General features: G+C 62.1%; 26 protein-coding genes and 1 pseudogene. 20 read left to right on the forward strand and 7 right to left on the reverse strand.

Translation table 11 applies throughout. From position 1 onward, the window contains the following. The first annotated feature begins 10 nt into the window (after positions 1-10). The 4 genes from LZK81_RS11160 to LZK81_RS11175 all read left to right on the forward strand — a co-directional run bounded on the left by LZK81_RS11160 (position 11) and on the right by LZK81_RS11175 (position 4,210). Complete coding sequence (locus tag LZK81_RS11160; protein ID WP_046606924.1) at positions 11-1,297, forward strand: beta-ketoacyl-ACP synthase; 1,287 nt, start codon at positions 11-13, stop codon at positions 1,295-1,297. Positions 1,298-1,356: 59 nt separating this feature from the next. Beyond that, the gene (locus LZK81_RS11165) at positions 1,357-2,385 is read left to right on the forward strand and encodes a zinc-binding dehydrogenase (protein ID WP_046606879.1); all 1,029 of its coding nucleotides are present in this window, start codon (positions 1,357-1,359) and stop codon (positions 2,383-2,385) included. Positions 2,386-2,396: 11 nt separating this feature from the next. After that, positions 2,397-3,326, forward strand: coding sequence for a lipid A biosynthesis lauroyl acyltransferase (locus LZK81_RS11170; RefSeq protein WP_046627423.1), 930 nt, complete (start codon positions 2,397-2,399; stop codon positions 3,324-3,326). Positions 3,327-3,496: 170 nt separating this feature from the next. Next, a complete protein-coding gene (locus LZK81_RS11175; RefSeq protein ID WP_046627422.1) occupies positions 3,497-4,210 on the forward strand; it encodes a PAS domain-containing protein in 714 nt (237 codons plus the stop codon). A 3-nt stretch (positions 4,211-4,213) separates the two neighbouring features. Here the strand turns inward: LZK81_RS11175 and LZK81_RS11180 are convergent, their stop codons facing one another. From LZK81_RS11180 to LZK81_RS11190, 3 genes are all read right to left on the reverse strand, one after another. Beyond that, entirely contained in the window at positions 4,214-4,570 is a 357-nt protein-coding gene (locus tag LZK81_RS11180; protein WP_233956309.1) for a VOC family protein, read from the reverse strand. Positions 4,571-4,579: 9 nt separating this feature from the next. Then, positions 4,580-4,987 (reverse strand): SRPBCC family protein, encoded by a 408-nt coding sequence (locus LZK81_RS11185; protein ID WP_233956311.1) that lies wholly within the window; start codon positions 4,985-4,987, stop codon positions 4,580-4,582. 66 nt (positions 4,988-5,053) lie between these two features. Continuing rightward, complete coding sequence (locus LZK81_RS11190) at positions 5,054-5,830, reverse strand: helix-turn-helix domain-containing protein (RefSeq protein ID WP_233956313.1); 777 nt, start codon at positions 5,828-5,830, stop codon at positions 5,054-5,056. Positions 5,831-6,015: 185 nt separating this feature from the next. Between LZK81_RS11190 and gndA the strand changes: the two genes are divergently transcribed. Continuing rightward, a complete protein-coding gene (gene gndA / locus LZK81_RS11195) occupies positions 6,016-7,449 on the forward strand; it encodes an NADP-dependent phosphogluconate dehydrogenase (RefSeq protein ID WP_233956315.1) in 1,434 nt (477 codons plus the stop codon). A 52-nt stretch (positions 7,450-7,501) separates the two neighbouring features. Here gndA and LZK81_RS11200 read toward each other — a convergent pair whose 3' ends face one another. Then, positions 7,502-8,554 (reverse strand): LacI family transcriptional regulator, encoded by a 1,053-nt coding sequence (locus LZK81_RS11200; RefSeq protein WP_233956317.1) that lies wholly within the window; start codon positions 8,552-8,554, stop codon positions 7,502-7,504. 417 nt (positions 8,555-8,971) lie between these two features. Between LZK81_RS11200 and LZK81_RS11205 the strand changes: the two genes are divergently transcribed. The 10 genes from LZK81_RS11205 (at position 8,972) to LZK81_RS11250 (ending at position 21,270) form a co-directional block, all read left to right on the forward strand. Continuing rightward, positions 8,972-10,207: an ABC transporter substrate-binding protein gene (locus tag LZK81_RS11205; RefSeq protein ID WP_233956319.1), complete on the forward strand. Its 1,236-nt coding sequence runs from the start codon at positions 8,972-8,974 to the stop codon at positions 10,205-10,207. A 99-nt stretch (positions 10,208-10,306) separates the two neighbouring features. After that, entirely contained in the window at positions 10,307-11,209 is a 903-nt protein-coding gene (locus tag LZK81_RS11210) for a carbohydrate ABC transporter permease (RefSeq protein ID WP_007760323.1), read from the forward strand. Between the two features lie 10 nt (positions 11,210-11,219). Then, positions 11,220-12,152 carry a carbohydrate ABC transporter permease gene (locus tag LZK81_RS11215; protein ID WP_233956527.1) on the forward strand — a complete coding sequence of 311 codons (933 nt, stop codon included), beginning with the start codon at positions 11,220-11,222 and terminating at the stop codon, positions 12,150-12,152. Positions 12,153-12,158: 6 nt separating this feature from the next. Further along, a complete protein-coding gene (locus LZK81_RS11220) occupies positions 12,159-13,271 on the forward strand; it encodes an ABC transporter ATP-binding protein (protein ID WP_046606888.1) in 1,113 nt (370 codons plus the stop codon). 260 nt (positions 13,272-13,531) lie between these two features. After that, the gene (locus LZK81_RS11225; RefSeq protein WP_233956321.1) at positions 13,532-15,961 is read left to right on the forward strand and encodes a beta-mannosidase; all 2,430 of its coding nucleotides are present in this window, start codon (positions 13,532-13,534) and stop codon (positions 15,959-15,961) included. Positions 15,962-15,985: 24 nt separating this feature from the next. After that, on the forward strand, positions 15,986-16,747 hold the full coding sequence (locus LZK81_RS11230; protein ID WP_233956323.1) for a sugar phosphate isomerase/epimerase family protein: 762 nt from the start codon (positions 15,986-15,988) through the stop codon (positions 16,745-16,747). Positions 16,748-16,770: 23 nt separating this feature from the next. Further along, positions 16,771-17,904: a Gfo/Idh/MocA family protein gene (locus LZK81_RS11235; protein WP_233956325.1), complete on the forward strand. Its 1,134-nt coding sequence runs from the start codon at positions 16,771-16,773 to the stop codon at positions 17,902-17,904. A gap of 67 nt (positions 17,905-17,971) precedes the next feature. Continuing rightward, positions 17,972-19,015 carry an L-glyceraldehyde 3-phosphate reductase gene (mgrA, locus tag LZK81_RS11240; protein ID WP_233956327.1) on the forward strand — a complete coding sequence of 348 codons (1,044 nt, stop codon included), beginning with the start codon at positions 17,972-17,974 and terminating at the stop codon, positions 19,013-19,015. Positions 19,016-19,198: 183 nt separating this feature from the next. After that, positions 19,199-20,812 carry a glycoside hydrolase family 43 protein gene (locus LZK81_RS11245; RefSeq protein ID WP_233956329.1) on the forward strand — a complete coding sequence of 538 codons (1,614 nt, stop codon included), beginning with the start codon at positions 19,199-19,201 and terminating at the stop codon, positions 20,810-20,812. A gap of 125 nt (positions 20,813-20,937) precedes the next feature. Further along, entirely contained in the window at positions 20,938-21,270 is a 333-nt protein-coding gene (locus LZK81_RS11250; protein WP_037082235.1) for an RcnB family protein, read from the forward strand. 96 nt (positions 21,271-21,366) lie between these two features. Here LZK81_RS11250 and LZK81_RS11255 read toward each other — a convergent pair whose 3' ends face one another. Beyond that, positions 21,367-22,374: a zinc ABC transporter substrate-binding protein gene (locus tag LZK81_RS11255; protein WP_233956331.1), complete on the reverse strand. Its 1,008-nt coding sequence runs from the start codon at positions 22,372-22,374 to the stop codon at positions 21,367-21,369. 95 nt (positions 22,375-22,469) lie between these two features. Here LZK81_RS11255 and LZK81_RS11260 point away from each other — a divergent pair, with 95 nt between their 5' ends. Genes LZK81_RS11260 through LZK81_RS11270 form a run of 3 tightly spaced genes read left to right on the forward strand, consistent with a single transcriptional unit; the run spans position 22,470 to position 24,623 of the window. Then, positions 22,470-23,366, forward strand: a complete 897-nt coding sequence (locus LZK81_RS11260; protein WP_233956333.1) for a metal ABC transporter ATP-binding protein — start codon at positions 22,470-22,472, stop codon at positions 23,364-23,366. Beyond that, positions 23,359-24,183, forward strand: a complete 825-nt coding sequence (znuB, locus tag LZK81_RS11265) for a zinc ABC transporter permease subunit ZnuB (protein WP_233956335.1) — start codon at positions 23,359-23,361, stop codon at positions 24,181-24,183. The genes LZK81_RS11260 and znuB overlap by 8 nt, the downstream gene beginning before the upstream one ends. Continuing rightward, positions 24,183-24,623 carry a Fur family transcriptional regulator gene (locus LZK81_RS11270; protein ID WP_046606928.1) on the forward strand — a complete coding sequence of 147 codons (441 nt, stop codon included), beginning with the start codon at positions 24,183-24,185 and terminating at the stop codon, positions 24,621-24,623. Before znuB ends, LZK81_RS11270 begins: the two co-directional genes overlap by 1 nt. Here the strand turns inward: LZK81_RS11270 and LZK81_RS11275 are convergent. After that, entirely contained in the window at positions 24,620-25,147 is a 528-nt protein-coding gene (locus LZK81_RS11275; RefSeq protein WP_233956336.1) for a gamma carbonic anhydrase family protein, read from the reverse strand. The genes LZK81_RS11270 and LZK81_RS11275 overlap by 4 nt on opposite strands. 24 nt (positions 25,148-25,171) lie before the next feature. Continuing rightward, on the reverse strand, positions 25,172-25,858 hold the full coding sequence (locus LZK81_RS11280; protein WP_233956338.1) for a fumarylacetoacetate hydrolase family protein: 687 nt from the start codon (positions 25,856-25,858) through the stop codon (positions 25,172-25,174). A gap of 425 nt (positions 25,859-26,283) precedes the next feature. On the opposite strand from LZK81_RS11280, the gene LZK81_RS11285 reads away from it, so the two are divergent. Both LZK81_RS11285 and LZK81_RS11290 read left to right on the forward strand, forming a co-directional pair. Then, the gene (locus LZK81_RS11285; protein WP_046627396.1) at positions 26,284-26,499 is read left to right on the forward strand and encodes a hypothetical protein; all 216 of its coding nucleotides are present in this window, start codon (positions 26,284-26,286) and stop codon (positions 26,497-26,499) included. Then, positions 26,483-26,704: pseudogene (locus LZK81_RS11290) on the forward strand (short-chain dehydrogenase/reductase); the annotation flags it as partial. The gene LZK81_RS11285 and the pseudogene LZK81_RS11290, both read left to right, overlap by 17 nt. Positions 26,705-26,771: the final 67 nt, after the last annotated feature.

Genomic DNA, 26,771 nt, shown 5'->3' on the forward strand with positions numbered 1-26,771 from the left:
AGGAGCTATGATGAGCGACAACCGCTTCAAGGATCATCTCGGCCGCCCGATCATCGCGATCACCGGCATGGGCGTCATCACCTCGCTTGGCCAGGGCCTCGCCGACAACTGGGCGGCGCTGACCTCCGGCACCTCGGGCATCCACAAGGTGACCCGCTTTCCGACCGAGGGCCTGTCCACCCGGATCAGCGGCACGGTGGATTTCATCGCCGTTCCGGCCGAAAATTCCGTCGAACGTTCCTTCGCCTTTGCCCGCGAGACCACCACCGAGGCGCTCGCCCAGTCTGGCCTTTCCGGCGATTTCGACGGGCCGCTCTTTCTTGCAGCACCGCCGGTCGAGCCGGAATGGAGCGACCGTTTCGCGCTTGCCGATCGCGCCCCGCCGTCGAAGGCCGAGGGCGACGCCTATGACCGTTTCCTCGCCGCCATGCGCGAACGTCCGGACCCGGTCTTCCTCGAAGCCGTCCAGTTCGGCTCGATCTCCGAACGCCTTGCCGACAAGTTCGGCACCCGCGGACTGCCCGTGACCCTCTCGACGGCCTGCGCCTCAGGCGTCACGGCCATCCAGCTTGGCGTCGAAGCGATCCGCCAGGGCCGCACCGAGCGCTCGCTGGTGGTTGCGACTGACGGTTCGGTCAGCGCCGAGGCGCTGATCCGCTTCTCGCTCCTTTCCGCACTCTCCACCCAGAACGACCCGCCGGAAAAGGCGTCAAAGCCCTTCAGCAAGGATCGCGACGGGTTCGTCATCGCCGAAGGTGCCGCGACGCTGGTGCTCGAATCGCTCGAATCGGCAATCGCCCGCGGTGCGAAGGTGCTCGGCATCATGAAGGGCTGCGGCGAAAAGGCCGACCATTTCCACCGCACCCGGTCCTCGCCTGACGGTGGCCCGGCGATTGCGACGATCCGCGCGGCACTGGCAGACGCCGGCATGGATGAGAGCCGAATCGGCTATATCAATGCGCACGGCACCTCGACGCCGGAAAACGACAAGATGGAATATGGCGCGATGCTCGCCGTCTTCGGCGACCGGCTGAAGGAAATCCCGGTTTCCTCCAACAAGTCGATGATCGGCCACACGCTCACCGCCGCCGGCGCTGTCGAAGCCGTCTTCTCGATCCAGACGATGCTGACCGGAACCCTGCCGCCGACCATCAACTATACCAACCCCGATCCGACGATCGTGCTCGACGTCGTGCCGAACAAAAAGCGGGACGGGCAGCCGACGGCGGTCCTTTCCAACTCATTCGGCTTCGGCGGACAGAACGCCAGCCTTGTCATGGCGCTGGAACCGGCTTAGAGACCGTCGCCAATCACGTTTGACGAATTGGGACGCCTCCGGGCGAAGGAAGACCTATTATGCGCGCTCTGCAACTGATCGATGACCGGAAGCTCGAAGCGGTGGACATTCCCGAGCCGGAGGCCCCCGGCCCAGGCGAGGTAACGCTGCGGGTCAAGGCCGTCGCGCTCAACCATATCGACGTCTGGGGCTGGCGCGGCATGGCATTCGCCAAGCGCAAGATGCCGCTGACGATCGGCGCGGAAGCCTCCGGCGTGGTCGAAGCGATCGGTCCGGGCGTCTCGAGCGTCCTGCCGGGCCAACTCGTATCGATCTACGGCGCGCGTACCTGCGGCCTCTGCAAGCCCTGCCGCGAGAAGCGCGACAACCTCTGCGAACACGTTTCCGGCGTGCACGGTTTCCATCTCGACGGTTTTGCGCAGGAAAAGGCCAACCTTCCGGCCCGCCTGCTGGTGCCGGCGCCTCCGGGCGTCGATGCGGTTGCCGCAGCACTGGCGCCGGTCACCTTCGGCACCGTAGAGCACATGCTGTTCGACAATGCCAAGCTGCAGCCGGGCGAAACCATTCTGGTGCATGCCGGCGGCTCGGGCATCGGTTCGGCGGCGATCCAGCTCGCCAAGAAGATCGGCTGTACCGTCATTACGACCGTCGGCTCGGACGACAAGATCGAACGGGCCAAGGCGCTCGGCGCCGATCACGTCATCAACTACCGCACCGACCGGTTTGAAGGCGTCGTGCGCAAGCTCACCAAGAAGAAGGGCGTCGACGTCGTCTTCGAACATGTCGGCAAGGACACATGGGCCGGCTCGATGCTGTGCATGAAGCGCGGCGGGCGGCTCGTCACCTGCGGCTCCACGTCCGGCGTTTCGACCGACATGAACCTGATGATGCTGTTCCAGCAGCAGCTGAAGCTGTTCGGCTCCTTCGGCTGCCGCATGGAGAACATGGCGAACGCCATGCAGAAGATGGCCCAGGGCATCGTTCATCCGGTGATCGACACGGAAGTCACCTTCGCCGAGATCGACAAGGCGCTGGAGCGGATGGAAACCCGCCAGGTGTTCGGCAAGATCGTGCTCCGGATGGACTGAGGCGTCCCCCCGTGAAGATGTTCCTGACCCGGATCGCTCTGGCGCTGCTTCACTTCCAGCAATGGCTGGTGGCGCAGAGCGCGTTCGGTCTCCTGAATTTCCTGAAGATCTTTCCCGCGGATCCGGGCATCCGGTTCGCCGACCGCATGGCGCGTCGCATCGGGCCGAAGCTCGGCCGCCACAAGCTGATGCTCGTCAACCTGCGCAACGCCTATCCGGAGAAGACCGACGAGGAACTTGAGGAGATCGCCATGGCGAGCTGGGGCCATATGGGCCGGCTCGCCGCCGAATACGTCTTTCTCGACCGGTTGTTCGATTTCGATCCCGAGCAGGAGAAGCCGGGCAGGGTGGAAGTCTCCGGCATTCCGATCTTCGCCGATTTGCGCGACAATCCGCGGCCGTTCATTGTTTTTACGGCCCACACGGGCAATTTCGAACTGCTGCCGGTCGCCGGCAACGCGTTCGGCCTCGAAGTGACGGTTCTCTTCCGGCCGCCGAACAATCCTTATATCGCCGACAAGGTCTTCGCCTTCCGCAGCGCCCGCATGGGCCAGCTCGTGCCTTCGCATGCCGGCTCGTCCTTTGCTCTGGCGCGCAAGCTCGAAACGGGCGGCGGCGTCGGCGTTCTGGTGGATCAGAAATTCCGCAAGGGCCTCAAGACCAGCTTTTTCGGTCAGCCCGTCCAGACGAGCCCATTGCTCGCAAAGCTGGTTCGGCAGTTCGATGCGGAAGTTTATCCGGCCCGCTGCATCCGGCTGCCGGGCAACCGCTTCCGGCTCGAGATCGAACCGAAGATAGAATTGCCGCGGGACGCCAACGGCAAACTCGATCTCCAGGCGACCGGCCAGCTGCTCAACGACAAGGTGGAAAGCTGGGTTCGCGAATATCCCGAACAATGGCTCTGGTACCACGACCGGTGGCATATCAAGCGCTATCTGTAAGCAGATTTTGAGATTTTTCGGAGCGCGTTACTGCAATTTCTACTTTATGTGACCGGCTAGAAATCGGGTCTGCTTTTGAGGGATAAATTAATCTGATTCGCGTTGAATATTTGGAGGCGTCGATCTTGGGGAAGGGTCGCGATAGTCTCCGGCACGAGGGGGAGGGCATTTTGGAAGCGTTGATCGATCTGTTCTGGTCAAAATACGCCGATCTGCGGCGGGCCGTCGAACGCAACGATGATGATGCAACCGCCTCGCTCGATCGTGAACTCGATCCGCTTCTGCTCGCTGTCTTTTCGAGCCAGAGCAAGGATCCGGCCAGCATCCAGGCGCAATTCCGCTTCGCACTCGATCTCCTGAACGAAGAGGCCGACGACCGCGGCTGCGTCCGTCGCAACGGGCATCTGCTGCAGATGCTTGTGGAGCGCTACGTCGTTCCGGAGACCGGCGTGTCGGCCAATCGCCGTCCGGAGCCGGAACCGCAGGAGCACGCGGTGATCGCCGATGCGACGGCAGACGGTTTTCTCGACGATGCCCTGCTGAACCGGATTTCCGACCGCATCGTGGTGATCGCGCCGGGCTATCGGATATTCTACTCCAACGAGACCAACGCACGCCGTCTCGATCTCGCCCGCGACGCGCTGATCGGCCGGCATTTCGCAGAATTTGTCGGTCTCCACCGTTTCAGGAACGATTTCAAGCCGAGCCTCGACCGTTGCTTTGCAGGCGAGAGCATATCACTGACCTATGCGGATCAGATCGACGGGCAGACCGTGGTGATCCGCTGCCGCATGTCGCCCTGTGTTTCTGGCTCGTCACAGCTGATCGGCGCGCTCCTGGTCATGCAGGAAACAGCCGACCGCCGCCGGCGTCCCGCGGCCTGACCTCTACCTGTCGGACCAGATAGCCAGCTCGTAACCCTCCGGATCGGCGAAATGGAAACGGCGGCCGCCGGGGAACGAGAAGATCGGCTTGACGATCCGGCCGCCGGCTTTTCCGACCCGCTCAAGGGCGCCTTCCAGATCTTCCGCGAAGAGAATGACGAGTGGGCCGCCTTTGGCGGTTACTTCTGTCGATTTCGCAAATCCGCCCGTCAGCCTTCCGTCCTGAAACTCGCAGTAGTCCGGTCCGTAGTCCGTGAAAGTCCAGCCGAAGGCCGAGCCGTAAAAAGCCTTGGCGGCTTCGACGTCCTTCACGTTGAACTCGATATAGTCGATCTTGCGATCCGCTCCCTTGGTTTCCATTGGACTCTCTTATTTGGTTTCTTCCAGCAGTTTTTTCAGCGCTCTGAGATCCTTCCGCACATGGGCGGCATCTGCCTCGAAAGCCGCGTCGTCAAGGTCCGGGCGCTGGAACAGCGTGAACATGACTTCCGCGCCATCGCCGTTCGGCACGACGCGCAGCGGGTTTTCGACGACAAGGCCGTTTTCCATCGTCACGGTGTGGTCGAGGATGCCGAATGGATTGTCGGGTGAGAACCGCACGCGCACCAGGCCGACCGGTCCGCCGTCGCCGATCCAGTCGTCACCGTCCGGGGTAAGCCCGGCGGCAAGGCCGGACGCCCAGAGCGGCATGTTTTCGGGCCGGCTCGCGAAGGCATAGACGTGCTGCCAAGGTCTCTCGATGCCGATATGAATGATACGGGCGGGCAGGGTGGTCATGGGGCCTCCTCAGTTTCCCCTCGGTCTATCTGAAGAGAAACGGCGTTTCTTGAACAAAACGGACAATCAGGCGCAAAGCTGTCTCCGGATTTCCCACGGCGTAAAGGTGGTCAGCTCCTTCACGTCGCGCGTCATGTGCGCCTGATCGGCATAACCGGCTTCAAGCGCGAGAAGAGCGAGGTTTACGGATGCGGGCTGGCGGACCATGCGAAGAAAGCGCTGGAGGCGCAAGATGCGCTCGAGCGTTTTCGGTCCATACCCGAAGTGATCGTGGCTCCGGCGGCGCAAGGTGCGTTCGCCGAGCGCCTGCATCGCCGACGAGCCATGCAGCGCGCCGCTGCCGAGCTCATCGAAAAGGGTTTCCACCAGGCTTTGGGGTGCGGCGGCCAGTGATGCCTCTCCTGCCGCCCAAGCCTTCAACAGTCGCTGCCTTTCCAGTGCACAGTCCTCTTCGGCCAACTGTTCTTCGACCGTCCGGACGTTGTCCCGGAACTCGCGGAGCGGCACGGCTCGTCCGACCAGCTCGCGGAGCGGCACGTCGAGCCAGTGCAGGGCCGCACCCGGCCTGAAGCGCAGGCCAAGGATGGTTTCACCGGGGGCGAGGGCAGGAAAGGCGGCGGTGCGGTCGGGGCCGATCACCATCAGTTGACCGCCCGCCCAGATCAGGTCCGCGCAGCCATCTGGCACGACGGCAATCCGTCCGTCGAATCCCTCCGGTAGGCGATGCGACCAGACACGGCAAAACAGCCTCGAAAGCGGCCCGTGCGCCGCTCGCTCTCGGTAAGTGCCGACGCGCATTGCCAGTATCGGCGTATCCCTGCGCATATCTTTGCCCGTATTCATACCTTGTTGTCGCATCCGAATTGGGCAGTCGCAAGACGCCGTCCGCCGCGGAGAATACAGGTCGCCGCGTCGCCTGGACGAAGACGGAGTGTCATGGAAATTTAATCGTTTAGCGTCGCCATCGCCTTGCCGTTTCCCCATATGAATGCGACAACACCCTCGAATCTCAATAAGGAGGCACATCCGTGGAACAGGCAGAAATCGGCCTTATCGGGCTCGGCGTCATGGGCTCTAACCTCTCCCTCAACATTGCCGAAAAAGGCAACAAGATCGCCGTCTTCAATCGGTCTCCGGAAGCGACCCGCAAGTTCTACGCCGACGCCGGCGAACTGCAGGGCCAGCTTGTCCCCTGCGAGACGCTTGAGGAATTCGTCGCCGCCATCCGCCCGCCGCGGCCGATCATCATCATGATCAAGGCCGGCGATCCGGTCGACCAGCAGATGGAACTTCTGAAGCCCTACCTTTCGGCCGGCGACATCATGATCGATGCCGGCAACGCGAATTTCCGCGACACGATGCGCCGCTTCGACAATCTGAAGGACAGCGGCCTGACCTTCATCGGCATGGGCGTCTCCGGCGGTGAAGAAGGTGCGCGCCACGGTCCGTCGATCATGGTCGGCGGCACCGAGGACAGCTGGAAGCGCGTCGAGAAGGTGCTGACCTCGATCTCCGCCAAGTTCAACGACGAGCCCTGCGTCGCCTGGCTCGGCGAAAACGGCGCCGGCCATTTCGTCAAGACCATCCATAACGGCATCGAATATGCCGACATGCAGATGATCGCCGAAATCTACGGCATCCTGCGCGACGGCCTCGGCATGAGCGCGACCGAAATCGGCGACGTATTCGGCAAGTGGAACGAGGGCCGCCTGAACTCCTATCTGATCGAGATCAGCCAGACGGTCCTGACCGCCGCCGATCCGATTTCCGGCAAGCCGATGGTCGATGTCATCGTCGATGCCGCCGGGCAGAAGGGCACCGGCAAGTGGTCGGTTATCGAAGCGCAGAACATGGGCGTTGCCGCCACCGCCATCGAGGCTGCCGTCGCCGGCCGTGTCCTCTCGTCCCAGAGAACCGAACGCCTGGCTGCCGAAAAGATCTTCGGCCTCCCGAAGGTCGCGGAAGCGCCGAAGGACAGGGCATCGTTCATCGCCGACCTCGAAAGCGCACTGCTCGCCGCCAAGATCGCCGCCTATGCGCAGGGCTTCGCCGTCATGTCGGCAGCGTCCGCCGAATATAACTGGAACCTGCCGATGCCGACGATCGCCAAGATCTGGCGCGCCGGCTGCATCATCCGCTCGGCCTTCCTCGACGAGATCACCTCGGCCTTCACCAAGGATCCGCATGTGCCGAACCTGATCGTCACGCCGGCCTTCGCGCAGATGGTCAAGGATACCGACGCCCCGCTGCGTCGCGTCGTTTCCTACGCCGCTCTCTCCGGCCTGCCGGTTCCGGCGCTTTCCTCGGCGCTCTCCTATTTTGATGCCTATCGTCGCGGCCGTGGCACGGCGAACCTCATCCAGGCGCAGCGCGACTTCTTCGGCGCCCATGGCTTCGACCGCCTCGACGGCGTCGACAAGCATCACGGCCCGTGGGGCAGCGGCCTTAGCGAATTTGCCTGATCATTGATCCACGCAACGCAAAACGCCCGCCAATCCGGCGGGCGTTTTCGTTTCAGTCCTTTGGCGCCATCTTCGACCAGACGGGCTTTGCGACACTCTGCAGCAGTTCGGGGCCGACGCCGTCGATGCGCGCCATCAGGGCCTTGGCGAGCTCGCGCCCGGCCTGGCGGATATCCTCGCTGACCGTATAGATCTCCGGGCGAATCCAGTTGAGGAAGTCGGCCGACTGTTTCGATACCATGTCGACGTCGTGGCCCAGTTTCCTGCCCGCAGCCTCGATGCCTGCCACTAGGGCGATCGACGCCGATCCGCTGATCGAGATGATGCCATCCGGCGGCTCGGTCGCGCGCATCATCCGTTCCGCATAGGCGCGGGTCTCTTCAAGCGGCGTCTCGCTGGTCACCCGGCCCATTGGCACTTCGGTAGCACCGAAATCGGCAAGCCCGCGTTCGAAGCCGATGCGGCTGTGGACGTAGAACGAGAAGCGGCTTCCCGGCGACAGAAACGCGATCCTCCGGCGGCCTTTTTCTACCAGTTTCTGAACGGCCTTATAGGCATAGGCCTCGTTGTCATAGTCGTGATAGGGATGGACAATCCCCATGTCGGTGCGGCCGTGGGTGACGAAGGGCAGGTTCCGCTCCGTCATCAGCCGTACCCGCGCGTCGTCGGGCTCGATGCGTGAGATGATCACCCCGTCCGCCGAGCCGGTGTCGAGGATATAGCGCACCGGCACCATCGGGTCCTTCTGGAAGGAATGCGGCGTCACCACGAGGTGATATTGCGTGCCACCCAGCACTTCCGAAATGCCGTGCACCATCTGGCTGGTGAAGCCCATCAGCTCTTCGTCGATGCTGAGCACGAGGGCGATGACATTGGTCTTGCCGGTTCTGAGGCGCACGCCGGCGCGGTTCGGCTGGTAGCCGAGCTGGTTGGCGACGAGGCGGACGCGTTCCTTGGTGTCGGCGCCGATATCCGGCGCATCCTTCAGCGCCCGCGAAACGGTAGTGATGCCGAGGCCCGTCATATAGGCGATCGTTTTCAAGGTTGGACGTTCACGGACCGCTGTCTGCGTTCCGGCCGTCCTTGGTCTTCCGCTGTCATCCATGATTTGCCGTCGCTGCCCCCGAGTCAGGTGGCCACTATAAAGGGCCGAAGCTTGCCCGGAAACGTCGCGACACCTCCCTGTCCTCCAATATGAAATCAATAACTGAAACGATACAGGTAAAATGTCGAGAGGAATTTTGCCCAATGGGAAACCCCTATTCCTCAGAGTTGTACAACGCAGATGCGAAATGACTTTTTGCAGATGCGAAAATCAGACTTCCTGATATTGCCCATCAGTCGCCGATATCCTACCTTTTGGACCTCCCGTCGGGGCGAATGAACAAGCCAGCAAATTTCCCGCAAATCCTCTTTCGGTTGTATCTTCTCCACTCGCAAATTTTTTCGGACAAAAGCGGTTGCGTCATATCAGCGATTGCCTTAGGTTTTTACGGCAACGTTTCAGTGAGGGAGGAGACTCATGAATATTCGTTCTATGGCGGCTGTTCTTGCCGCAACCGTGATGCTGCCGTTAGGCGCGGCTCATGCCACAGATCTCGAAGTCACCCATTGGTGGACATCCGGAGGCGAGGCTGCCGCAGTCGCGGAACTCGCCAAGGCTTTCAACGCAACCGGCAACAAGTGGGTTGACGGCGCGATTGCAGGTTCCGGGGGCACCGCCCGTCCGATCATGATCAGCCGTATCACCGGCGGCGATCCGATGGCGGCCACCCAGTTCAACCATGGCCGCCAGGCCGAGGAGCTGGTCCAGGCAGGCCTGATGCGCGATTTCACCGATCTCGCCAAGAAGGAAGGCTGGGACAAGATCGTCCGCCCCGCGGGCCTGCTGAAATCCTGCACTTTCGAGGGCAAGATCTACTGCGTGCCGCTCAACATCCATTCCTGGCAATGGCTGTGGCTTTCCAACGACGCCTTCAAGAAGGCGGGCGTAGCAGTTCCGAAGAACTGGGACGAATATGTCGCAGCCGCTCCGGCGCTTGAAAAGGCCGGCATCGTGCCGCTCGCAGTCGGCGGCCAGGCCTGGCAATCGACCGGCTTGTTCGCCGTGCTGACGGTCGCGATCGGCGGCAAGGACATCTACCAGAAGGTCTATGGCGACAAGGACGCAAAGGTCGCTGCCGGTCCGGAAATGGCCAAGGTCTTCAAGGCAGCCGACGACGCCCGCAAGATGTCGAAGGGCACCAATGTCCAGGACTGGAACCAGGCGACCAACATGGTGATTACCGGCAAAGCCGGGGGCCAGATCATGGGTGACTGGGCGCAGGGCGAATTCCAGCTTGCCGGCAAGAAGGCCGGCGTCGACTATACCTGCCTGCCTGGCCTCGGCGTGAACGAGGTGATCTCGACGGCGGGCGACGCCTTCTATTTCCCGGTCCTCAAGGACGCGGCGAAGACGAAGGCACAGGAAGCGCTTGCCTCGTCGCTTCTCGACGCCAAGACACAGGTTGCCTTCAACCTCAAGAAGGGCTCGCTGCCGGTGCGCGGCGACGTCGATCTTGCGGCCGCCAACGACTGCATGAAGAAGGGTCTCGAGATCCTCGCCAAGGGCAATGTCGTCACCAGCACCGACCAGCTTATTACGCAGGATACGCAGAAGCAGCTGGAAGACCTGATGTCGCAGTTCTTCGCCAACACGTCGATCACTGCCGAGGAAGCCCAGAAGCGCTTCGTCGCTATTTTCTCCAAGGCCGGTTGATCCAACAGACAGCGATCCAACAGCCGGCTCCGCGTCCGAGAGGGGCGGGGCCGGTGGTGGCTTGCTTCCAGCAGCCTTTGCTATCCAGAGGAGTTGACCATGGCGGCGCACACTCAGCCCGGCCGACCCAACCAGTTATTCCGCAATCTCAATTCGAAGATTGCCTCGATCCCGATGATGCTGACAGCCGTGGTGATCTTCCTCGGCGGCACGATCTGGACCGTCGTTTATTCCTTCACCAATTCCAAGCTCCTGCCGCGCCTGTCCTTCGTCGGTCTGGAACAGTATGAGCGGCTCTGGGATACGCCGCGCTGGATCGTCTCGATCCAGAATCTGGCGACCTACGGATGCCTGTCGCTGATCTTCAGCCTGACGATCGGTTTCCTGCTGGCCGCGCTGATGGACCAGAAGATCCGTTTCGAAAACACGTTCCGGACGATCTTCCTCTATCCGTTCGCGCTGTCCTTCATCGTCACCGGCCTTGTCTGGCAATGGATCCTGAACCCCGAATTCGGCGTGCAGTCCGTGGTCCGCTCACTGGGCTGGACGAGCTTCACCTTCGATCCGCTCTACAATTCCGATATCGTCATCTACGGCATCCTGATCGCCGCGCTCTGGCAGGGGACGGGCCTCGTCATGTGCCTGATGCTCGCCGGGCTTCGCGGCATCGACGAGGACATCTGGAAGGCGGCGCGCGTCGACGGGATCCCGATGTGGAAGACCTATCTCTTCATCATCATCCCGATGATGCGGCCGGTCTTCGTCACCACGCTCGTCATCATCGCCAGCGGCATCGTCAGGATCTACGACCTCGTCGTGGCGCAGACGAGCGGCGGCCCCGGCATCGCCTCCGACGTGCCTGCCAAATACGTCTACGACTACATGTTCTTCGCCCAGAACCTCGGCCAGGGATTTGCGGCATCCACCATGATGCTTCTCGCCGTCGCCATCATCATCGTGCCCTGGGCCTACCTCGAATTCGGAGGACGCAAGCGTGGATAAATCGCTCACGATGCCCGCCATTTCCGTGGCTGCGGGCTCCGGCCAGGCCGGTTCCCGGCTGGAATCCGGTCCGCAGGGCAAACGCCCCCGCAAAACGCTCTCGTCGCGCAATATCATCGTCTATGGCGCGCTCGGCCTTGCGGCAATTTATTACCTTATTCCTCTCTATGTGATGGTCGTCACCTCGCTGAAGGGCATGCCGGAAATCCGTCTCGGCAATATCTTCTCGCCGCCGATGGAGATCACCTTCGAGCCCTGGGTGAAGGCCTGGGCTCAAGCCTGCACGGGCTTGAATTGCGACGGCCTTTCGCGCGGCTTCTGGAACTCGGTTCGCATCACCGTGCCATCGGTGATCGTGTCGATCGCGATCGCCTCGGTGAACGGTTATGCGCTTGCCAACTGGCGGTTCAAGGGCTCGGAGATCTTCTTCACGATCTTGATCGTCGGCGCCTTCATCCCCTATCAGGTGATGATCTATCCGATCGTCATCGTGCTGCGCGAACTGGGCCTCTACGGCTCGCTCTACGGCCTCATCCTGGTGCATTCTATCTTCGGCATGCCGATCCAGACGCTCCTGTTCCGCAACTATTTCGTCTCGCTGCCGGAGGAACTCTTCAAGGCGGCGCGCATCGACGGGGCGGGGTTCTGGCAGATCTATTTCCGGATCATGCTGCCCATGTCGCTGCCGATCTTCGTCGTCTCGATGATCCTGCAGACCACCGGCATCTGGAACGACTTCCTGTTCGGCGTGGTGTTCACCCGGCCGGATACCTATCCGATGACCGTGCAGCTCAACAACATCGTCAATTCCGTCCAGGGCGTGAAGGAATACAACGTCAACATGGCGGCGACGCTGTTGACGGGTGCGGTTCCGCTGATCGTCTATTTCGTTTCCGGCCGGCTTTTCGTCCGCGGCATCGCGGCCGGCGCAGTCAAAGGGTAAAGCCTGATGCTCAACAATGTTTCCACGCGCACTCAGAGCAGCGTTTCCATCCGCGAACTGTCGCTGTCCTTCGGCTCGGTCAAGGTCTTGGAAAACCTCAACCTCGACATCTATGACGGCGAGTTCCTGGTCCTGCTCGGCTCGTCGGGCTGCGGCAAGTCCACGCTGCTGAACTGCATCGCCGGGCTTCTGGAGCCGACCGATGGCCAGATCTTCATCAAGGACAAGAACGTCACCTGGGAAGAGCCCAAGGACCGTGGCATCGGCATGGTGTTCCAGTCCTACGCGCTCTATCCGCAGATGACGGTGGAAAAAAACCTATCCTTCGGCCTGCGCGTCGCCAAGATCCCGAAGGACGAGATCAATCGCCGCGTGGCACGCGCCTCCGGCATCCTGCAGATCGAACCGCTTCTCAAGCGCAAGCCCTCGGAACTTTCCGGCGGCCAGCGTCAGCGCGTCGCGATCGGCCGAGCGCTGGTGCGTGATGTCGACGTCTTCCTGTTCGACGAGCCGCTGTCGAACCTCGACGCAAAACTGCGCTCCGAACTGCGCGTCGAGATCAAGCGGCTGCATCAGGCGCTCAAGAACACGATGATCTACGTCACCCACGACCAGATCGAGGCGCTGACGCTTGCCGACCGCATCGCCATCATGAAGAGCGGCGTCATCCAGCAGCTCGACGATCCGGTGACGATCTACAACAAGCCGAAGAACCGTTTCGTGGCAGCCTTCATCGGCTCACCGGCGATGAATTTCCTCACCGGCGAACTGGCCGAGGAGGGCGGCCGCGCCGTCTTCAGGACGAATGGGGTCAGCTTTTCTCTGGACGGTTATGGTGCTTCCGAGCCGCTGAAGCCCGGACGCAAGGTCACCCTCGGCGTCCGTCCGGAACATATCAAGGTAGACGGCGACATAACCGGCGGCGAAATTCACGAAGCGGTGGTCGATATCGAGGAGCCGATGGGCGCGGACAACCTGCTCTGGCTGAAGCATGCGGGCCATGTGATGTCGGTTCGCATCGGCGGCGCAAGGCGTTATGCCGTCGGCGCCAAGGTACGTCTCGCCTTCGACATGACCATGGCCTCGCTGTTCGACGCCGAGACGGAAGAGCGGATCTGATGTTTTCGCCGAGCCAGTTGCAGGTGGGCCGATCGCTCTTGGGGCAATTGTGGTCGCGGCAGGAAATACCCCCCTCTGTCCTGCCGGACATCTCCCCCACAAGGAGGGAGATCGACTCGTGGCAACGTCTCGCCATCTTCGAGGCTCACGGTCGAAGTGACCTGGGCGCGCCCAGCCAATCTCCCCCTTGTGGGGGAGATGCCCGGCAGGGCAGAGGGGGCTGGCCCGGTACGCCCTGAATTTTGCGGGTGGGCATCGTAATGGATATCGACCTCTCCGGCCCCTGGCAGCTGACCTCTGCCGACGGAACGCATCGCACGCGGATGCCGATCCCCGGCGACGTCCACAGCGCGCTAAAGACGGCCGGCATCATCCCCGACCCGTATTTCGGCCGCAACGAGAACGACGTGCAATGGGTCGCAAATGCAGACTGGACGATCGAGCGGCGCTTCACGCTCGATGATCCGGCCGGCTCCTGGTATCTCGACATCACCTATCTAGATACGGTCGCGACCGTCTTCGTCAACGATGTCCCCGTGCTCCAGGCGGACAACTGTTTCCACCGCTACCGGCCGGACGTGTCGAACGCGCTGAAAACCGGTGAGAATACGATCCGCATTCTCTTCCGTTCCAGCATCGCCGAGGGGGCGGAGCGGCAGGGGCGCCAGCCGTTCTACATTCCCTATTCCACGAACAATTCGCCGATCCCGAACGGCAACATGCTGCGCAAGCCGCAATGCCATTTCGGCTGGGATTGGAATATCGCGATCGCGCCCCTCGGGCTTTACGGCGAAATCGCGTTGAAGAAGCTCGAAACTGCCCGCCTTGAGCATGTCATCACCAGTCAGAGACATGACGCAGGCGAAGTGGACCTCGTCGTCACGGTGACCCTTTATGCCGAAGGACCGGGTGTCCTGCCGGTCTTCTTCTCGTTCGGCGGTGAACGGGTCCGGCTCGATTGCGGCGTGCGCGCCGGCGAAATCACGGTGACGCACGTTTTTCATATCGAAGAGCCGGAATTCTGGTGGCCCTCCGGCAGCGGCAAACAGGCGCTCTACGAGCTGACGGTCGGCACCCCCACCGAAGCCATCACCCGCCAGATAGGCATCAGGACCGTCGAACTGCTCACCGACCCGGACGAAGCCGGCAGCCGTTTCGCCTTCCGCATCAACGGCCGCGAGATCTTCTGCCGCGGCGCGAACTGGATTCCAGCCGACGCGCTGTTTTCTCTCTCGAGCCGGGAGAAGACCGAGGACCTGCTGCGCTCCGCCGTCGATGCCAACATGAACATGATCCGGGTCTGGGGTGGTGGTTTTTATGAACCGGACTGGTTCTACGATCTCTGCGATCAACTCGGCCTGATGGTCTGGCAGGACTTTCAGTTCGCCTGCAATCTCTATCCGTCGACGCCCGATTTCCTCGAAAACGTCGCGGCGGAAGTCGAGTACCAGGCCTGCAGGCTGATCTCGCATCCCTCCATCGTGCTCTGGTGCGGCGATAACGAGCTGGTCGGCGCGCTGACATGGTTTCCGGAATCCCGGGCAAACCGTGATCGCTACCTCGTCTCCTACGACCGGTTGAACCGCGTCATCGAACAGGCGCTCGAAAGGGCCGCGCCCGATGCCATCTGGTGGCCGTCCAGCCCCGCATCCGGCTATCTCGATTACGGCGACGCCTGGCATGCGGACGGTTCGGGCGACATGCATTACTGGTCCGTCTGGCACGAGAACAAACCGTTCGCCGACTACCGCTCTGTTCGCCCGCGCTTCTGCTCGGAATTCGGCTTCCAGTCCTACACGTCGCTGCCGGTCATCGAGACCTATGCCGCACCTAAGGACATGAACATTGCCTCGCCGGTCATGGAGCACCACCAGAAGAATGCCGGTGGCAACGAGCGCATCGCCGGCACGATGTTCCGCAACTTCCGCTTCCCGACGGATTTCGCCAATTTCGTCTATCTGAGCCAGGTGCAGCAGGGATTGGCGATCAAGACGGCCGTGGATTTCTGGCGGTCGCTGAAGCCTCATAACATGGGTACGCTTTACTGGCAGCTCAACGACACCTGGCCGGTCGCCTCTTGGTCGAGCCTCGACTATGGCGGCAGCTGGAAAGTGCTGCACTACATGGCGAAGCGCTTCTTCCAGCCGGTCACGGTTGCGGCGATCCCGTCCGATGACGCCCAGGAAGTCCGCTTCTCGCTCGTCAACGATACGGCGGAGGACGTGACGGCGACCCTCAATCTGTCGCTCCTGACGCTCCAGGGCGAGCGCAGCTCGCTTCAGAGCATGGAAGCCGTCTGCACGCCCGATGCAGCTGTCACCGTGTTCACCTTGCCGAGCGCGGATATTCCCGACGGCGGGATCCTCGCCTGGAGCTTTACCGTATCGAACGGCATGGCGGGCGAGGGGCATCATGTACCGGGCAGCTACAAGGCCCTGGAGCTCGAACCGGCAGGGCTTGAGCTTGCCGTGTCTCCATCCGGTGACGGAGCCTTTGACCTCGTCGTCAAGGCCGACGGCCTTGCGCTTTTCGTGCTGATCGAGAGCGGCACGGCCGGCCGTTATTCCGACAATGCTTTCGATCTCGCCAGCGGCGAAAGCCGCAGCATCCGCTTCACGCCCGCCGCCCCGACGGTCGCGATCCCGCAATTCCGCATCTACGACCTCTATTCCTGCCAGGCGGCAGGCTGAGGTCTCTATCAAGGGAGGAACACCATGTCGAAACTCGGTTTTCAGCTTTATTGCGCACGCAACTTTCCGCCGCTCTCGGATGTCCTGAAGAAGGTTGCGCAGGCGGGCTATACGGAGGTCGAAGGTTATGGCGGCATCTATGCGACGCTTGACGAAGCAGGCCTGAAGACGCTCAAAGGTGATCTCGATGCCAATGGCCTGACCATGCCGACCGGTCACTTCGGTATCGACCTTCTCGAAAAGGAGCCGGAGCAGGCGCTGCTGATCGCCAGGACGCTTGGCGTCGAGGCGATCTACTGCCCGCATCTGCTTGCCGACCAGCGCCCGACCGATGCCGCCGGCTGGTGCGCCTTCGGCCAGCGGCTGCAGAACGTCGGCAAACGCTATTGGGATGCCGGCTACACATTCGGCTGGCACAACCACGACTTCGAGTTCAAGACGCTGCCGGACGGCTCGACGCCGCAGGAACAGATCCTTGCCGGTGGCCCCGATCTCGCCTGGGAAGCGGATATCGCCTGGGTCATCCGCGGCGGCGCCGATCCATTCGCCTGGATCGAGAGCTACGCCAAGCGGATCACCGCCGTTCACGTCAAGGACATCGCGCCGGCCGGCGAAAACGCGGACGAGGACGGCTGGGCCGATGTCGGCCACGGCACCGTTCCGTGGAAGGACCTGATGGCGGCGCTCAAGAAGACATCCGCAAAACATTACGTCCTCGAACACGACAACCCGAAGGATCTCGACCGGCTGCTGACGCGCTCGATCGCTTCCTTCAAGAACTATTGATCACAGATTTTTCGGAGTTTTCCATGTCCAAGGAACTTGGCGTCGGCATCATGGGATGCGGCAATATTTCCACGACCTACTTCAAGCTGTCGCCGCTCTTCAAAGGCCTGAAGGTTCTCGCCTGCGCGGATCTCAACGCGCAGGCTGCCCAAATGCGCGCCGAGGAATACGGCGTCAAGGCACAGTCGATCGAGCAGATGCTTGCCAATGACGAGCTCGACGTGATCGTCAACCTGACCATCCCGGCAGCGCATTTTGCCGTCTCGAAAGCAATTCTCGAAGCCGGCAAGCACGTCTACTCGGAAAAGCCCCTCGTCATCACGCTGGAGGAAGGCAAGGCGCTGCAGGCGCTCGCCAGGGAGAAGGGCCTGTCGGTCGGTTGCGCGCCGGACACCTTCCTCGGCGGCGCGCACCAGCTCGCGCGCAAATATATCGATGAAGGCGGTGTCGGGCGCATCACGTCAGGCACCTGCCACGTGATGAGCCCGGGCATGGAAATGTGGCATCCGAACCCCGGCTTCTTCTTCCTCGAAGGCGGCGGCCCCATCCTCGATCTCGGACCCTATTACATCGCCAACCTCATCAATTTCCTCGGCCCGGTCAAACGGGTCGGGGCGTTGACGTCGATGGCGAACCCCACCCGCCTCGTCACCAGCGAGCCGCTGAACGGCCAGATCATCCCGGTCGAGACGCCGACCAACATCCACGCGCTGCTCGAATTCGTCAGCGGCGCGACGGTCACGCTCTCGGCAAGCTGGGATGTCTGGTCGCATCGCCACGCCAATATGGAGCTCTACGGCACCGAAGGGTCGATCTTCGTGCCCGACCCGAACTTCTTCGGCGGTGTCGTCGAGGCGAGCGGCCGCAACAAGGATATCCAGCCGCTGGAGCCCTGGGATCACCCGTTCGGCATCGACAACCAGGAACACCCGCAGGGGCCGCGCGCCAACTACCGCACGGCCGGTCTTGCGGACATGGCGATAGCGCTGATCGAGGGGCGCGATGCCCGCTGCTCGCTGGAGCGCACGCTCCACGGCGTCGACGTCATGACCTCGATCCTGAAATCCGGCGAGGAAGGGCGGTTCATCGAGCTTTCGACCACCTGCACCCAGCCGGCGGCGCTCGGCATCGACGAGGCGCTGGCGCTTCTGCGCTGATCGGCTATGAATGCGGCGCGCACCGCTTGAGACACCGGCGCGTCGCATTTCATTCGGAGGAAACGACATGACCTGGCAACCAGCGTCCAACCGCTACGAAACCATGAAGTACAACCGCTGCGGCCGTTCGGGAGTGAAGCTCCCGGCGATCTCGCTCGGCCTCTGGCACAATTTCGGCGACGACACGCCGCATGAACGCAAGGTCGCGATCGCCCGCAAGGCCTTCGATCTCGGCATCACCCATTTCGATCTCGCCAACAACTATGGCCCGCTGCCCGGCAGCGCCGAGACCGCCTTCGGCCAGATTCTCCGCGAGGATTTCAAGGGATATCGCGACGAACTGATCATCTCGTCGAAGGCCGGCTACAACATGTGGCCGGGTCCCTATGGCGAATGGGGCAGCCGCAAGTATCTGATCTCCTCCTGCGACCAGAGCCTGAAGCGGATGGGCCTCGACTATGTCGACATCTTCTATTCGCACCGCTTCGACCCGGATACGCCGCTCGAGGAGACCTGCGGCGCGCTCGACCATATCGTCCGCTCGGGCAGGGCGCTTTACGTCGGCATCTCGTCCTACAATTCGAAGCGCACCCAGGAAGCGGCGGCGATCCTGAAGGAGCTCGGCACGCCGGTCCTCATCCACCAGCCAAGCTATTCGATGATCAACCGCTGGGTCGAGGAAGATGGCCTGCTCGACACGCTCGAAAACCTCGGCATCGGCTCGATCGTCTTTTCGCCGCTCGCCCAGGGCATGCTGACCTCGAAATATCTCGGCGGCATTCCGGAAGGCAGCCGCGCCGCGCAGGGCAAGTCGCTGCGGCCGGCCTTCCTCAACGACCGGAACATCGCCAACCTCAAGGCGCTCAACGCAATCGCCGAAAAGCGCGGCCAGACGCTGGCGCAGATGGCGCTCGCATGGGTCCTGCGCGGCGGCCGCGTGACCACGGCGCTGATCGGCGCCAGCCGTCCGGAACAGGTCGAGGACTGCGTCAGGGCGATCGACAATCTGGAGTTCACGGCGGCCGAACTCGCCGAGATCGACACCTACGCCAAGGATGCCGACATCAACCTCTGGGCCAAGTCGGCCGAGCGGGCAGGGCCGGCGCGGTAAGAATGCCGTCAGAGGGTTGCGGGCTTGCCCCTCATCCCCCTGCCGGGACCTTCTCCCCGTTCTGACGGGGAGAAGGGAGATGCGGCGCGGCCGGCGCTCCACAGTCCTTCTCCCCGTTTGCGGGGAGAAGGTGGCGGCAGCCGGATGAGGGGCAAGCCCGCGGTTTCAATCTGGGAGAAGCTTATGATCCACAACCCCATCCTGCCGGGCTTCAATCCCGATCCGTCCATCTGCCGCGTCGGCGAGGATTACTATATCGCCACCTCGACCTTCGAATGGTACCCGGGTGTGCAGATCCATCAATCTCGTGACCTGGCGAACTGGACCCTGGTACGCCGGCCGCTGGAGCGCGCGAGCCAGCTCGATATGCGCGGCAATCCCGACAGCTGCGGCATCTGGGCGCCGTGCCTCTCCTATTCGGACGGACTGTTCTTCCTGGTCTACACGGACGTCAAACGCCTCGACGGCAACTTCAAGGATGCGCATAACTACATCGTCACGTCGCCGACGATCGAGGGCGAATGGTCCGATCCGATCTATGTGAACTCCTCCGGGTTCGATCCCTCGCTCTTCCATGACGACGACGGCCGAAAGTGGTTCCTCAACATGCAATGGAACCACCGCACCGAGAGTTACGGCGGCGCGCCGAAACATCCGGCCTTCGACGGCATCCTGCTGCAGGAGTGGGACTTCGAGACGAGGGCGCTCAAGGGCCCGATCAAAAACATTTTCGCCGGCAGCGCACTCGGCCTGGTCGAGGGGCCGCATGTGTTCAAGCGCAACGGCTGGTATTACCTGACGACCGCCGAGGGCGGCACGGGTTACGACCATGCCGTCACCATGGCGCGCGCGCGTTCGATCGACGGGCCGTATGAGATGCATCCGCAGACGCATCTCATCACCTCGAAGGACCATCCGAAAGCCGTTCTGCAACGTGCCGGCCATGGCCAGTACGTCGAAACGCCGGATGGCGAAGCGTATCACACCCATCTCTGCGGCCGGCCACTCGCCCCGCAACGCCGCTGCACTCTCGGCCGCGAAACCGCGATCCAGAAATGCATCTGGGAGGACGACTGGCTCTATCTCGCCCAAGGCGGCGCCGTGCCGGATGTCGACGTGCCGGCACCGCACGATGCCAAGCGCATCGAGCAGCCCGTCCGCATCGAGCGCTCATTCGACGACAAGGTCCTGCCTCCGGAATTCCAGTGGCTGCGCACACCTCATCCGGAGCGCCTGTTCAGCCTGACCGAGCGTCCCGGTCATCTGCGTCTCTTCGGCCGCGAAAGCATCGGATCCTGGTTCGAACAATCGCTCGTCGCCCGCCGGCAGGAACACCATTCCTTCCGCACCGAGACGGTAGTCGATTTCTCGCCCGAGACCTACCAGCAGGTCGCCGGCCTGACGCATTATTACAACCGCCACAAGTTCCACTCGCTCGTGGTGTCACTGCACGAAAAGCTTGGCCGCGTGGTGACGATCTTCTCCTGCCCGGGTGATTTCCCGCATGGGCGCATGAGCTTTCAGGCAGGGAGCGGTGTTTCCGTGCCCGACGGCCCGATACATCTCGCCATGGAGATCCGCGACAACGACCTGCGATTCTTCTGGCGCGCCGGCGGCTCCAACGAGTGGCAGGAAATTGGCCCGGTGCTCGATGCCGGCGTCATCTCGGACGAGGGAGGCCGCGGCGAACACGGCTCTTTCACCGGCGCATTTGTTGGCCTCTTCGCCTTCGATACATCAGGCCGCGCGAAGACTGCGGATTTCGATTATTTCGTTTATGAAGCACTAATGCAGTAAATTCTAAATATCAGAAAATCAGCGGAAGGCATTAATTTAATTACGAAAATGTAATGTATCGGTTCAGATATGGTTCATCATTCGGGGCCTAGTTTCCGAGCGTGCTCAACACGAGGAGACACCCGATGAAAAAGTTCTTTGCAATCCTTCTTTCTGCAACCGTGCTTGCCGCTCCGCTTGCCGCCCAGGCGCAGGATCGTCATTCCGGCCCGGATCGGACCAGGACCGTGACCCGCACGGTGACGGTTCAGAAGAAGGTCGTGGTCGTGAAGCCGCGCTGGTCGAAGGGGCATCGCATGACGGCCGCCGAACGTCGCCGCATGGCGGAGATCCGCGATTACCGCCGCTACCGCCTGTCGGCTCCGCCGCGCGGTTATCGCTGGGTCAAGGTCGACAACGACTTCCTGCTGGTCGGCATCGCGAGCGGCGTGATCTCGAGTTTCATCGTAGCTCGCTGAAAAAGATCGGCCTGCGGTGGTATTTGCCTTCCCTCCCGCAGGCCTCGCGCGTTCGCCGCTATGCGTATCGGCGGTCGCACTTTTCGATGCCCGACCTTACGTCCCCTGCGACAGGCAATTCTTCATGGAGCGGGCAAGTCCGCGCATCAACTCGAAATAAAGGCCGGAACCCGACTTCAGCGTCGCTGCTTCCGGATCGAGCGTGCCTGATCGAGCCGGCGTGCCTTCGGTCACCACCGCCACCAGCTTCGGTTCGAACTGCGGTTCGGCGAAGACGCAGGTTGCGCCGAGCTCCTTCACCTTCTTCTGGATCTGGTCCACGCGTTCGGCGCCGGGCATGGTCTCCGGGCTGACGGTGATCGAACCCGCGACGCTCACCCCATAACGATGCTCGAAATATTGATATGCGTCGTGAAACACGATGAAGGGCTTGCTCTTGACCGGCGCGACCGTCGCCTTGATCTCGGTATCGAGCGCATCGATATCCTTCATCAACATGGCGCCGTTTGCCTGATAGGCTGCGGCATTCACCGGGTCGGCACTGACCAGCGTCTTTTCGATTTCCGCCGCCATCGCCTTGGCATTCATCGCATCGAGCCAGAGATGCGTGTCGAAGCCGCCATGGTCGTGATGGTCATCGTCGTGGTCGGCATGGTCGTCACCGGCCTTTGCATGGTCGCCATGTTGATGGTCGTCATGCTCCGGTGCTTCTCCCGCTTCATGCCCGTCGTCATGGGCCTCGAAGGCGCCGCTTTCGCGGAAGGGGAGTTTTTGCAGTCCAGGTGCATCCTCCAGCTCGATCACCGTTGCCGAGGCGGCAAGCGCATCCAGCGGCTTTTCGAGGAAGGCTTCGATGCCGGGGCCGATCCAGAAGATCACGTCGGCGCCTTCGATGGCGGCTGCATTGGAGGGCTTTAGCGAGAAAGTGTGTGGCGAAGCGGCGCCGTCGACGATCAGTTTCGGCTCGCCGACGCCCTTCATGATCGAGGCGACGAGCGAATGGATCGGCTTGATCGAAACCACCACGTCCGGCGCTGCGGAACCTGTGCCTGCACTGGCGGAAAACACCGCGGCGGAGAGGAAGGAAATCGAAGCCAGTTTCATGCTGCGTCCTTGCATTGCATCGTAATGTTATTACATCAATTGCGTTATGCTATAACGTGTGTCATAGCCACTGACAACAGGGAATCCGGAAAAACATGCTGATGTCCAATCGGGCTCGTGCCCCCAAAACCGAAAGCCAATTGGTATCGCTTGCCAATGCCGGCATCCGCCGCGATGGTCGCTGGCTGGTGCGGGGCGTCGATTTCTCGATCCGCCGCGGCGAGGTCGTGACGTTGATCGGCCCGAACGGCGCAGGCAAGTCGACGACCGCAAAGCTTGCCATCGGTGTGCTGCGCCCGGACGAAGGATCGGTTGCACGATTGTCTGGCCTGCGCGTGGGGTATGTCCCGCAGAAACTGTCGATCGACTGGACCATGCCCCTTTCCGTGCGCCGGCTGATGCGGTTGACCGGCCCGCTTGATGACGCCGATCTTCTGGCGGCGCTGGCCTCGACCGGCATTTCCCATCTCATCGATGCCGAGGTACGATATCTGTCGGGCGGCGAGTTCCAGCGGGCACTGCTTGCCCGGGCGATCGCCCGCAAGCCGGATCTGATGGTGCTCGACGAGCCGGTGCAGGGCGTCGACTTTGCCGGCGAGAGTGCGCTTTACGACCTGATCCGCTCGATCCGCAATTCCACCGGCTGCGGCATCCTGATGATCTCGCACGACCTGCATATGGTGATGGCGGGAACCGATACCGTCATCTGCCTCAACGGCCATGTCTGCTGCCGCGGCACGCCGGAAGTGGTGAGCCAGAGCGCCGATTACCTGAAACTCTTCGGCAACTCTCGTTCGCTAGCGGTCTACAGCCATCATCACGATCACACCCATCTGCCGGACGGCCGGGTCATGCATGGCGACGGTTCGGTCACCGATCACTGCCATCCCGATGACGGGCACCATCATCAGGATGAGCACGACCACGACCATTCCCACCATGACCATCATGGCGGCGATCATGCCGAGGCGAAGGGAGAGGGCCGTGCTTGACGACTTCTTCACCCGCGCGCTCGTCGCCGGTATCGGCGTAGCGTTGACTGCCGGGCCGCTCGGCTGTTTCGTCGTCTGGCGGCGGATGGCCTATTTCGGCGATACGATGGCGCATTCGGCGCTGCTCGGCGTGGCGCTGTCGCTGTTCTTCCAGATCAACCTGCTGGTCGCGGTCTTCGGCGTCGCGGTCGTCGTGTCGCTGCTGCTTCTGGCGCTTCAGCGGCGGCAATCGCTGTCGGCGGATGCGCTGCTCGGCATTCTCTCCCATTCGGCGCTGGCGATCGGCCTCGTGCTCGTCGCCTTCATGACCTGGGTCAGGATCGACCTCATCGCCTTCCTGTTCGGCGATATCCTCGCGGTGACGCGCACCGATATCGCGCTGATCTGGGGCGGCGGCGTGCTGGTGCTCGCAGCCCTCGTCTGGCTCTGGCGGCCGCTGATCGCCTCCACGGTCAGCGAGGATATAGCGGAAGCCGAGGGCATGAAGCCGGCCCAAACACGGCTGCTGTTCATGCTCCTGATGGCGCTCGTCATCGCCATCGCCATGAAGATCGTCGGCATCATGCTGATCACGGCGCTTTTGATCATCCCGGCGGCGACGGCCCGGCGGTTTTCCGCAAGCCCGGAGCTGATGGCGGTGCTCGCCTCGCTGATCGGCGCGCTGGCCGTGATCGGCGGCCTGTTCGGCTCGCTGCACTACGATACGCCGTCCGGCCCTTCCATTGTGGTCGCGGCGCTCTTACTTTTCATTTTAAGCCTGCTTCCCGCTGCGGGTAAAAACACGGCCGAGAAGGCCGGCAACCAAGGAGTGCGATGATGAACGCACCAGTTTCGACACCGACATCCGCTCCGGCGCTGACCAAGAACCAGTCGCTCGTCTTCGACGTTCTCGACCGGTCCGATGCGCCGATGAGCGCCTATACGATCCTCGACCGGCTGCGCGACCAAGGGTTTCGTGCGCCGCTGCAGGTCTACAGGGCGCTCGACAAGCTGCTTGAATTCGGCATGGTGCATCGGTTGGAAAGCCTCAACGCTTTCGTCGCCTGCGCCCATCCGGAAAGCGAATGCTGCGGCAAGGGGCATGGCCACGGGCACGGCACGGTCGCGTTTGCGATCTGCGAGAGTTGCGGCCACGTATCGGAATTCCACGACCACGAGGTCGATCACCGCCTCGGCGACTGGGCGAAGGCCAAGAACTTCAAGCCTGCCAAGACAACGATTGAAATCCGCGGGCTGTGCGGCGCCTGCGCGGCCTAAAGAAGCCGAAGATCGCGCGCAAAGCGCTTCCAGTTGGCGACATAGCGGACAGCCGACTGTTTCAGCTTCTCGACCGCTTCGTCGTCCAGCACGCGCATTACTTTTGCCGGCGAACCGACGATCAGGGAGTTGTCGGGAAATTCCTTGCCCTCGGTGACAAGGGCATTGGCACCGACCAGTGAATTCCGGCCGATCTTCGCGCCGTTCAGGATCGTCGCGCCCATGCCGATCAACGAATTGTCACCGATCACGCAGCCATGGATGATCGCGTGGTGGCCGATCGTGCAGTTTTCGCCGATCGTTACCGGATAGCGCGGATCGGTGTGGATCATCACGCCTTCCTGGATGTTCGAACCCTTGCCGACGACGATCGGCTCGTTGTCGCCGCGCAGCACCGAACCGAACCAGATGCCGACATCCTCGCCGAGTTCGACCTTGCCGATGATGATCGCATCCGGCGCCAGCCAGAAACGGTCGAGGCCGGGCGTTTTCGGTTCGAATTCTCCGAGTGCATAGATCGGCATGGTTTCCTCCCTGTCGCGGTTCCCTCAGACGACCGTCAGCGACAGCGTTCCGACGCCGTCGATGCCGCAGGTGACCTTGTCGCCGCGCACCACGGCGCCGACGCCGGCCGGCGTGCCCGTCATGATCACGTCGCCCGGAGCGAGGACGAACAGCTTCGACAGTTCGGCGATGATCTCCGGCAGTTTCCAGATCAGCTGATTGAGGTCGCCGGACTGCTTGCGAGCGCCGTTGACGTCAAGCCAGACGCCGCCCGCCGAAGGATGGCCGATCTTTTCGGCCGGGACGAGGGCCGAGACGGGAGCCGAATTCTCGAAGGCCTTGGCAGCCTCCCACGGACGGCTCATCTTCTTGGCGACATCCTGCAGGTCGCGGCGGGTGAAGTCGATGCCGACGGCGTAACCATAGACCTTGGACAGCGCGTCCTCGACCGAAATATCGGCGCCGCCGCCGGACAGCGCCACGACCAGTTCCACTTCGTGATGGACGCTGGAGGAGAGCGGCGGGTAGGGGAAGGTCAAGCCGTTATAGATGTTGTCGGCATTCTTCTGGAAAAAGAACGGCGGCTCGCGGGTCGGATCGCCGCCCATTTCGATCGCGTGGTCGGCATAGTTGCGGCCGACGCAATAGACCCGGCGGACCGGAAAGCGCTCCGCCACGCCCTCGACCGGGAGAAGAACGGTTTCGGGCATGGGGATCACGGTCGCAAGCATGGAAGATATCCTGGAAAACTGTGGGCACGGGGGGCGATAAAGACGGCGCCCTTTGTCTCCCAATTCGTCGGTTAATCCTAGTACTTTTTCAAGAGCGCAGGAAAAGTCCCGAAGGGTGGCTTGCAGGCTTTTATCGCGCGCCTTCACAGCCAATGCCGCGTTACCGGTATTACAGTCTTCAGGAAGTATCGGGGACACTCATGGAGCGCAATTTCAACCCTTGATAGTTCATGCTAGGTTATTTCAGTGATTCGTTGAACAATCCGTCCGGGCCGTTCTGCGACCTTTCTCGTCAGGAATAGTGCCACGGGCAGGCGGCACGGAGGCGGTCTCACGAACACAGTTGGACATTACAGCGGCTAAGCTGCGGGCCCATTGTATCGAGCGTTAGGTTCCCAAGCCGGTGCCAGAATGGGGCTACCTGGTTGTCGACACAGCAGATACTCACCGGAGACTTCCTGGCGGGCGGTGGCGAAATGGCCGAGCTCGTCCGGACAAAGGACTGGAGCGACACACCGCTGGGGCCGATCGACCAATGGCCCCAAAGTCTGAGGACAACCGTCAGCCTTTGTCTCGCCTCGAATTTTCCGATCAACGTGATCTGGGGCGACGACAACGTCCAGATCCCGTTTCGGGGATAACGCGCGGTCCCGCATGCAGGCTCAGGGTGGCTTCCCCGAGGCGTATGCCGGTCTGGTGCAAAGCGTGTTCGCCGGATGGGAGCAGGAGCCGTCGGCTGTCACCCGGCCGCTTGACGTGGCCGAGGCAGTCTGGCTTGCGGCAACCGATCCGTCGTCGCCGGCTCGCATTCCTGCCGGGGCCGATGCCGTGGCACTGGCTGGCTGACGCTGGTTGGCTGACACTGGCGCCAACTACCTTTCAAGCGCCACGAACCGGCTTGCTGCGGAGGTCC

The sequence above is a fragment of the Neorhizobium galegae genome (assembly GCF_021391675.1).
Classification (GTDB): Bacteria; Pseudomonadota; Alphaproteobacteria; order Rhizobiales; family Rhizobiaceae; genus Neorhizobium; species Neorhizobium galegae_B.

Coding starts and splice junctions, on each gene's coding strand:
- LZK81_RS11160 (WP_046606924.1), top strand. CDS start 11: ATGAGCGACAACCGCTTCAAGGATCATCTCGGCCGCCCGATCATCGCG.
- LZK81_RS11165 (WP_046606879.1), top strand. CDS start 1,357: ATGCGCGCTCTGCAACTGATCGATGACCGGAAGCTCGAAGCGGTGGAC.
- LZK81_RS11180 (WP_233956309.1), bottom strand. CDS start 4,570: ATGGAAACCAAGGGAGCGGATCGCAAGATCGACTATATCGAGTTCAAC.
- LZK81_RS11185 (WP_233956311.1), bottom strand. CDS start 4,987: ATGACCACCCTGCCCGCCCGTATCATTCATATCGGCATCGAGAGACCT.
- LZK81_RS11190 (WP_233956313.1), bottom strand. CDS start 5,830: ATGAATACGGGCAAAGATATGCGCAGGGATACGCCGATACTGGCAATG.
- LZK81_RS11200 (WP_233956317.1), bottom strand. CDS start 8,554: ATGGATGACAGCGGAAGACCAAGGACGGCCGGAACGCAGACAGCGGTC.
- LZK81_RS11205 (WP_233956319.1), top strand. CDS start 8,972: ATGAATATTCGTTCTATGGCGGCTGTTCTTGCCGCAACCGTGATGCTG.
- LZK81_RS11210 (WP_007760323.1), top strand. CDS start 10,307: ATGGCGGCGCACACTCAGCCCGGCCGACCCAACCAGTTATTCCGCAAT.
- LZK81_RS11215 (WP_233956527.1), top strand. CDS start 11,220: ATGCCCGCCATTTCCGTGGCTGCGGGCTCCGGCCAGGCCGGTTCCCGG.
- LZK81_RS11220 (WP_046606888.1), top strand. CDS start 12,159: ATGCTCAACAATGTTTCCACGCGCACTCAGAGCAGCGTTTCCATCCGC.
- LZK81_RS11225 (WP_233956321.1), top strand. CDS start 13,532: ATGGATATCGACCTCTCCGGCCCCTGGCAGCTGACCTCTGCCGACGGA.
- LZK81_RS11230 (WP_233956323.1), top strand. CDS start 15,986: ATGTCGAAACTCGGTTTTCAGCTTTATTGCGCACGCAACTTTCCGCCG.
- LZK81_RS11235 (WP_233956325.1), top strand. CDS start 16,771: ATGTCCAAGGAACTTGGCGTCGGCATCATGGGATGCGGCAATATTTCC.
- mgrA (WP_233956327.1), top strand. CDS start 17,972: ATGACCTGGCAACCAGCGTCCAACCGCTACGAAACCATGAAGTACAAC.
- LZK81_RS11245 (WP_233956329.1), top strand. CDS start 19,199: ATGATCCACAACCCCATCCTGCCGGGCTTCAATCCCGATCCGTCCATC.
- LZK81_RS11250 (WP_037082235.1), top strand. CDS start 20,938: ATGAAAAAGTTCTTTGCAATCCTTCTTTCTGCAACCGTGCTTGCCGCT.
- LZK81_RS11255 (WP_233956331.1), bottom strand. CDS start 22,374: ATGAAACTGGCTTCGATTTCCTTCCTCTCCGCCGCGGTGTTTTCCGCC.
- LZK81_RS11260 (WP_233956333.1), top strand. CDS start 22,470: ATGCTGATGTCCAATCGGGCTCGTGCCCCCAAAACCGAAAGCCAATTG.
- LZK81_RS11270 (WP_046606928.1), top strand. CDS start 24,183: ATGAACGCACCAGTTTCGACACCGACATCCGCTCCGGCGCTGACCAAG.
- LZK81_RS11275 (WP_233956336.1), bottom strand. CDS start 25,147: ATGCCGATCTATGCACTCGGAGAATTCGAACCGAAAACGCCCGGCCTC.
- LZK81_RS11280 (WP_233956338.1), bottom strand. CDS start 25,858: ATGCTTGCGACCGTGATCCCCATGCCCGAAACCGTTCTTCTCCCGGTC.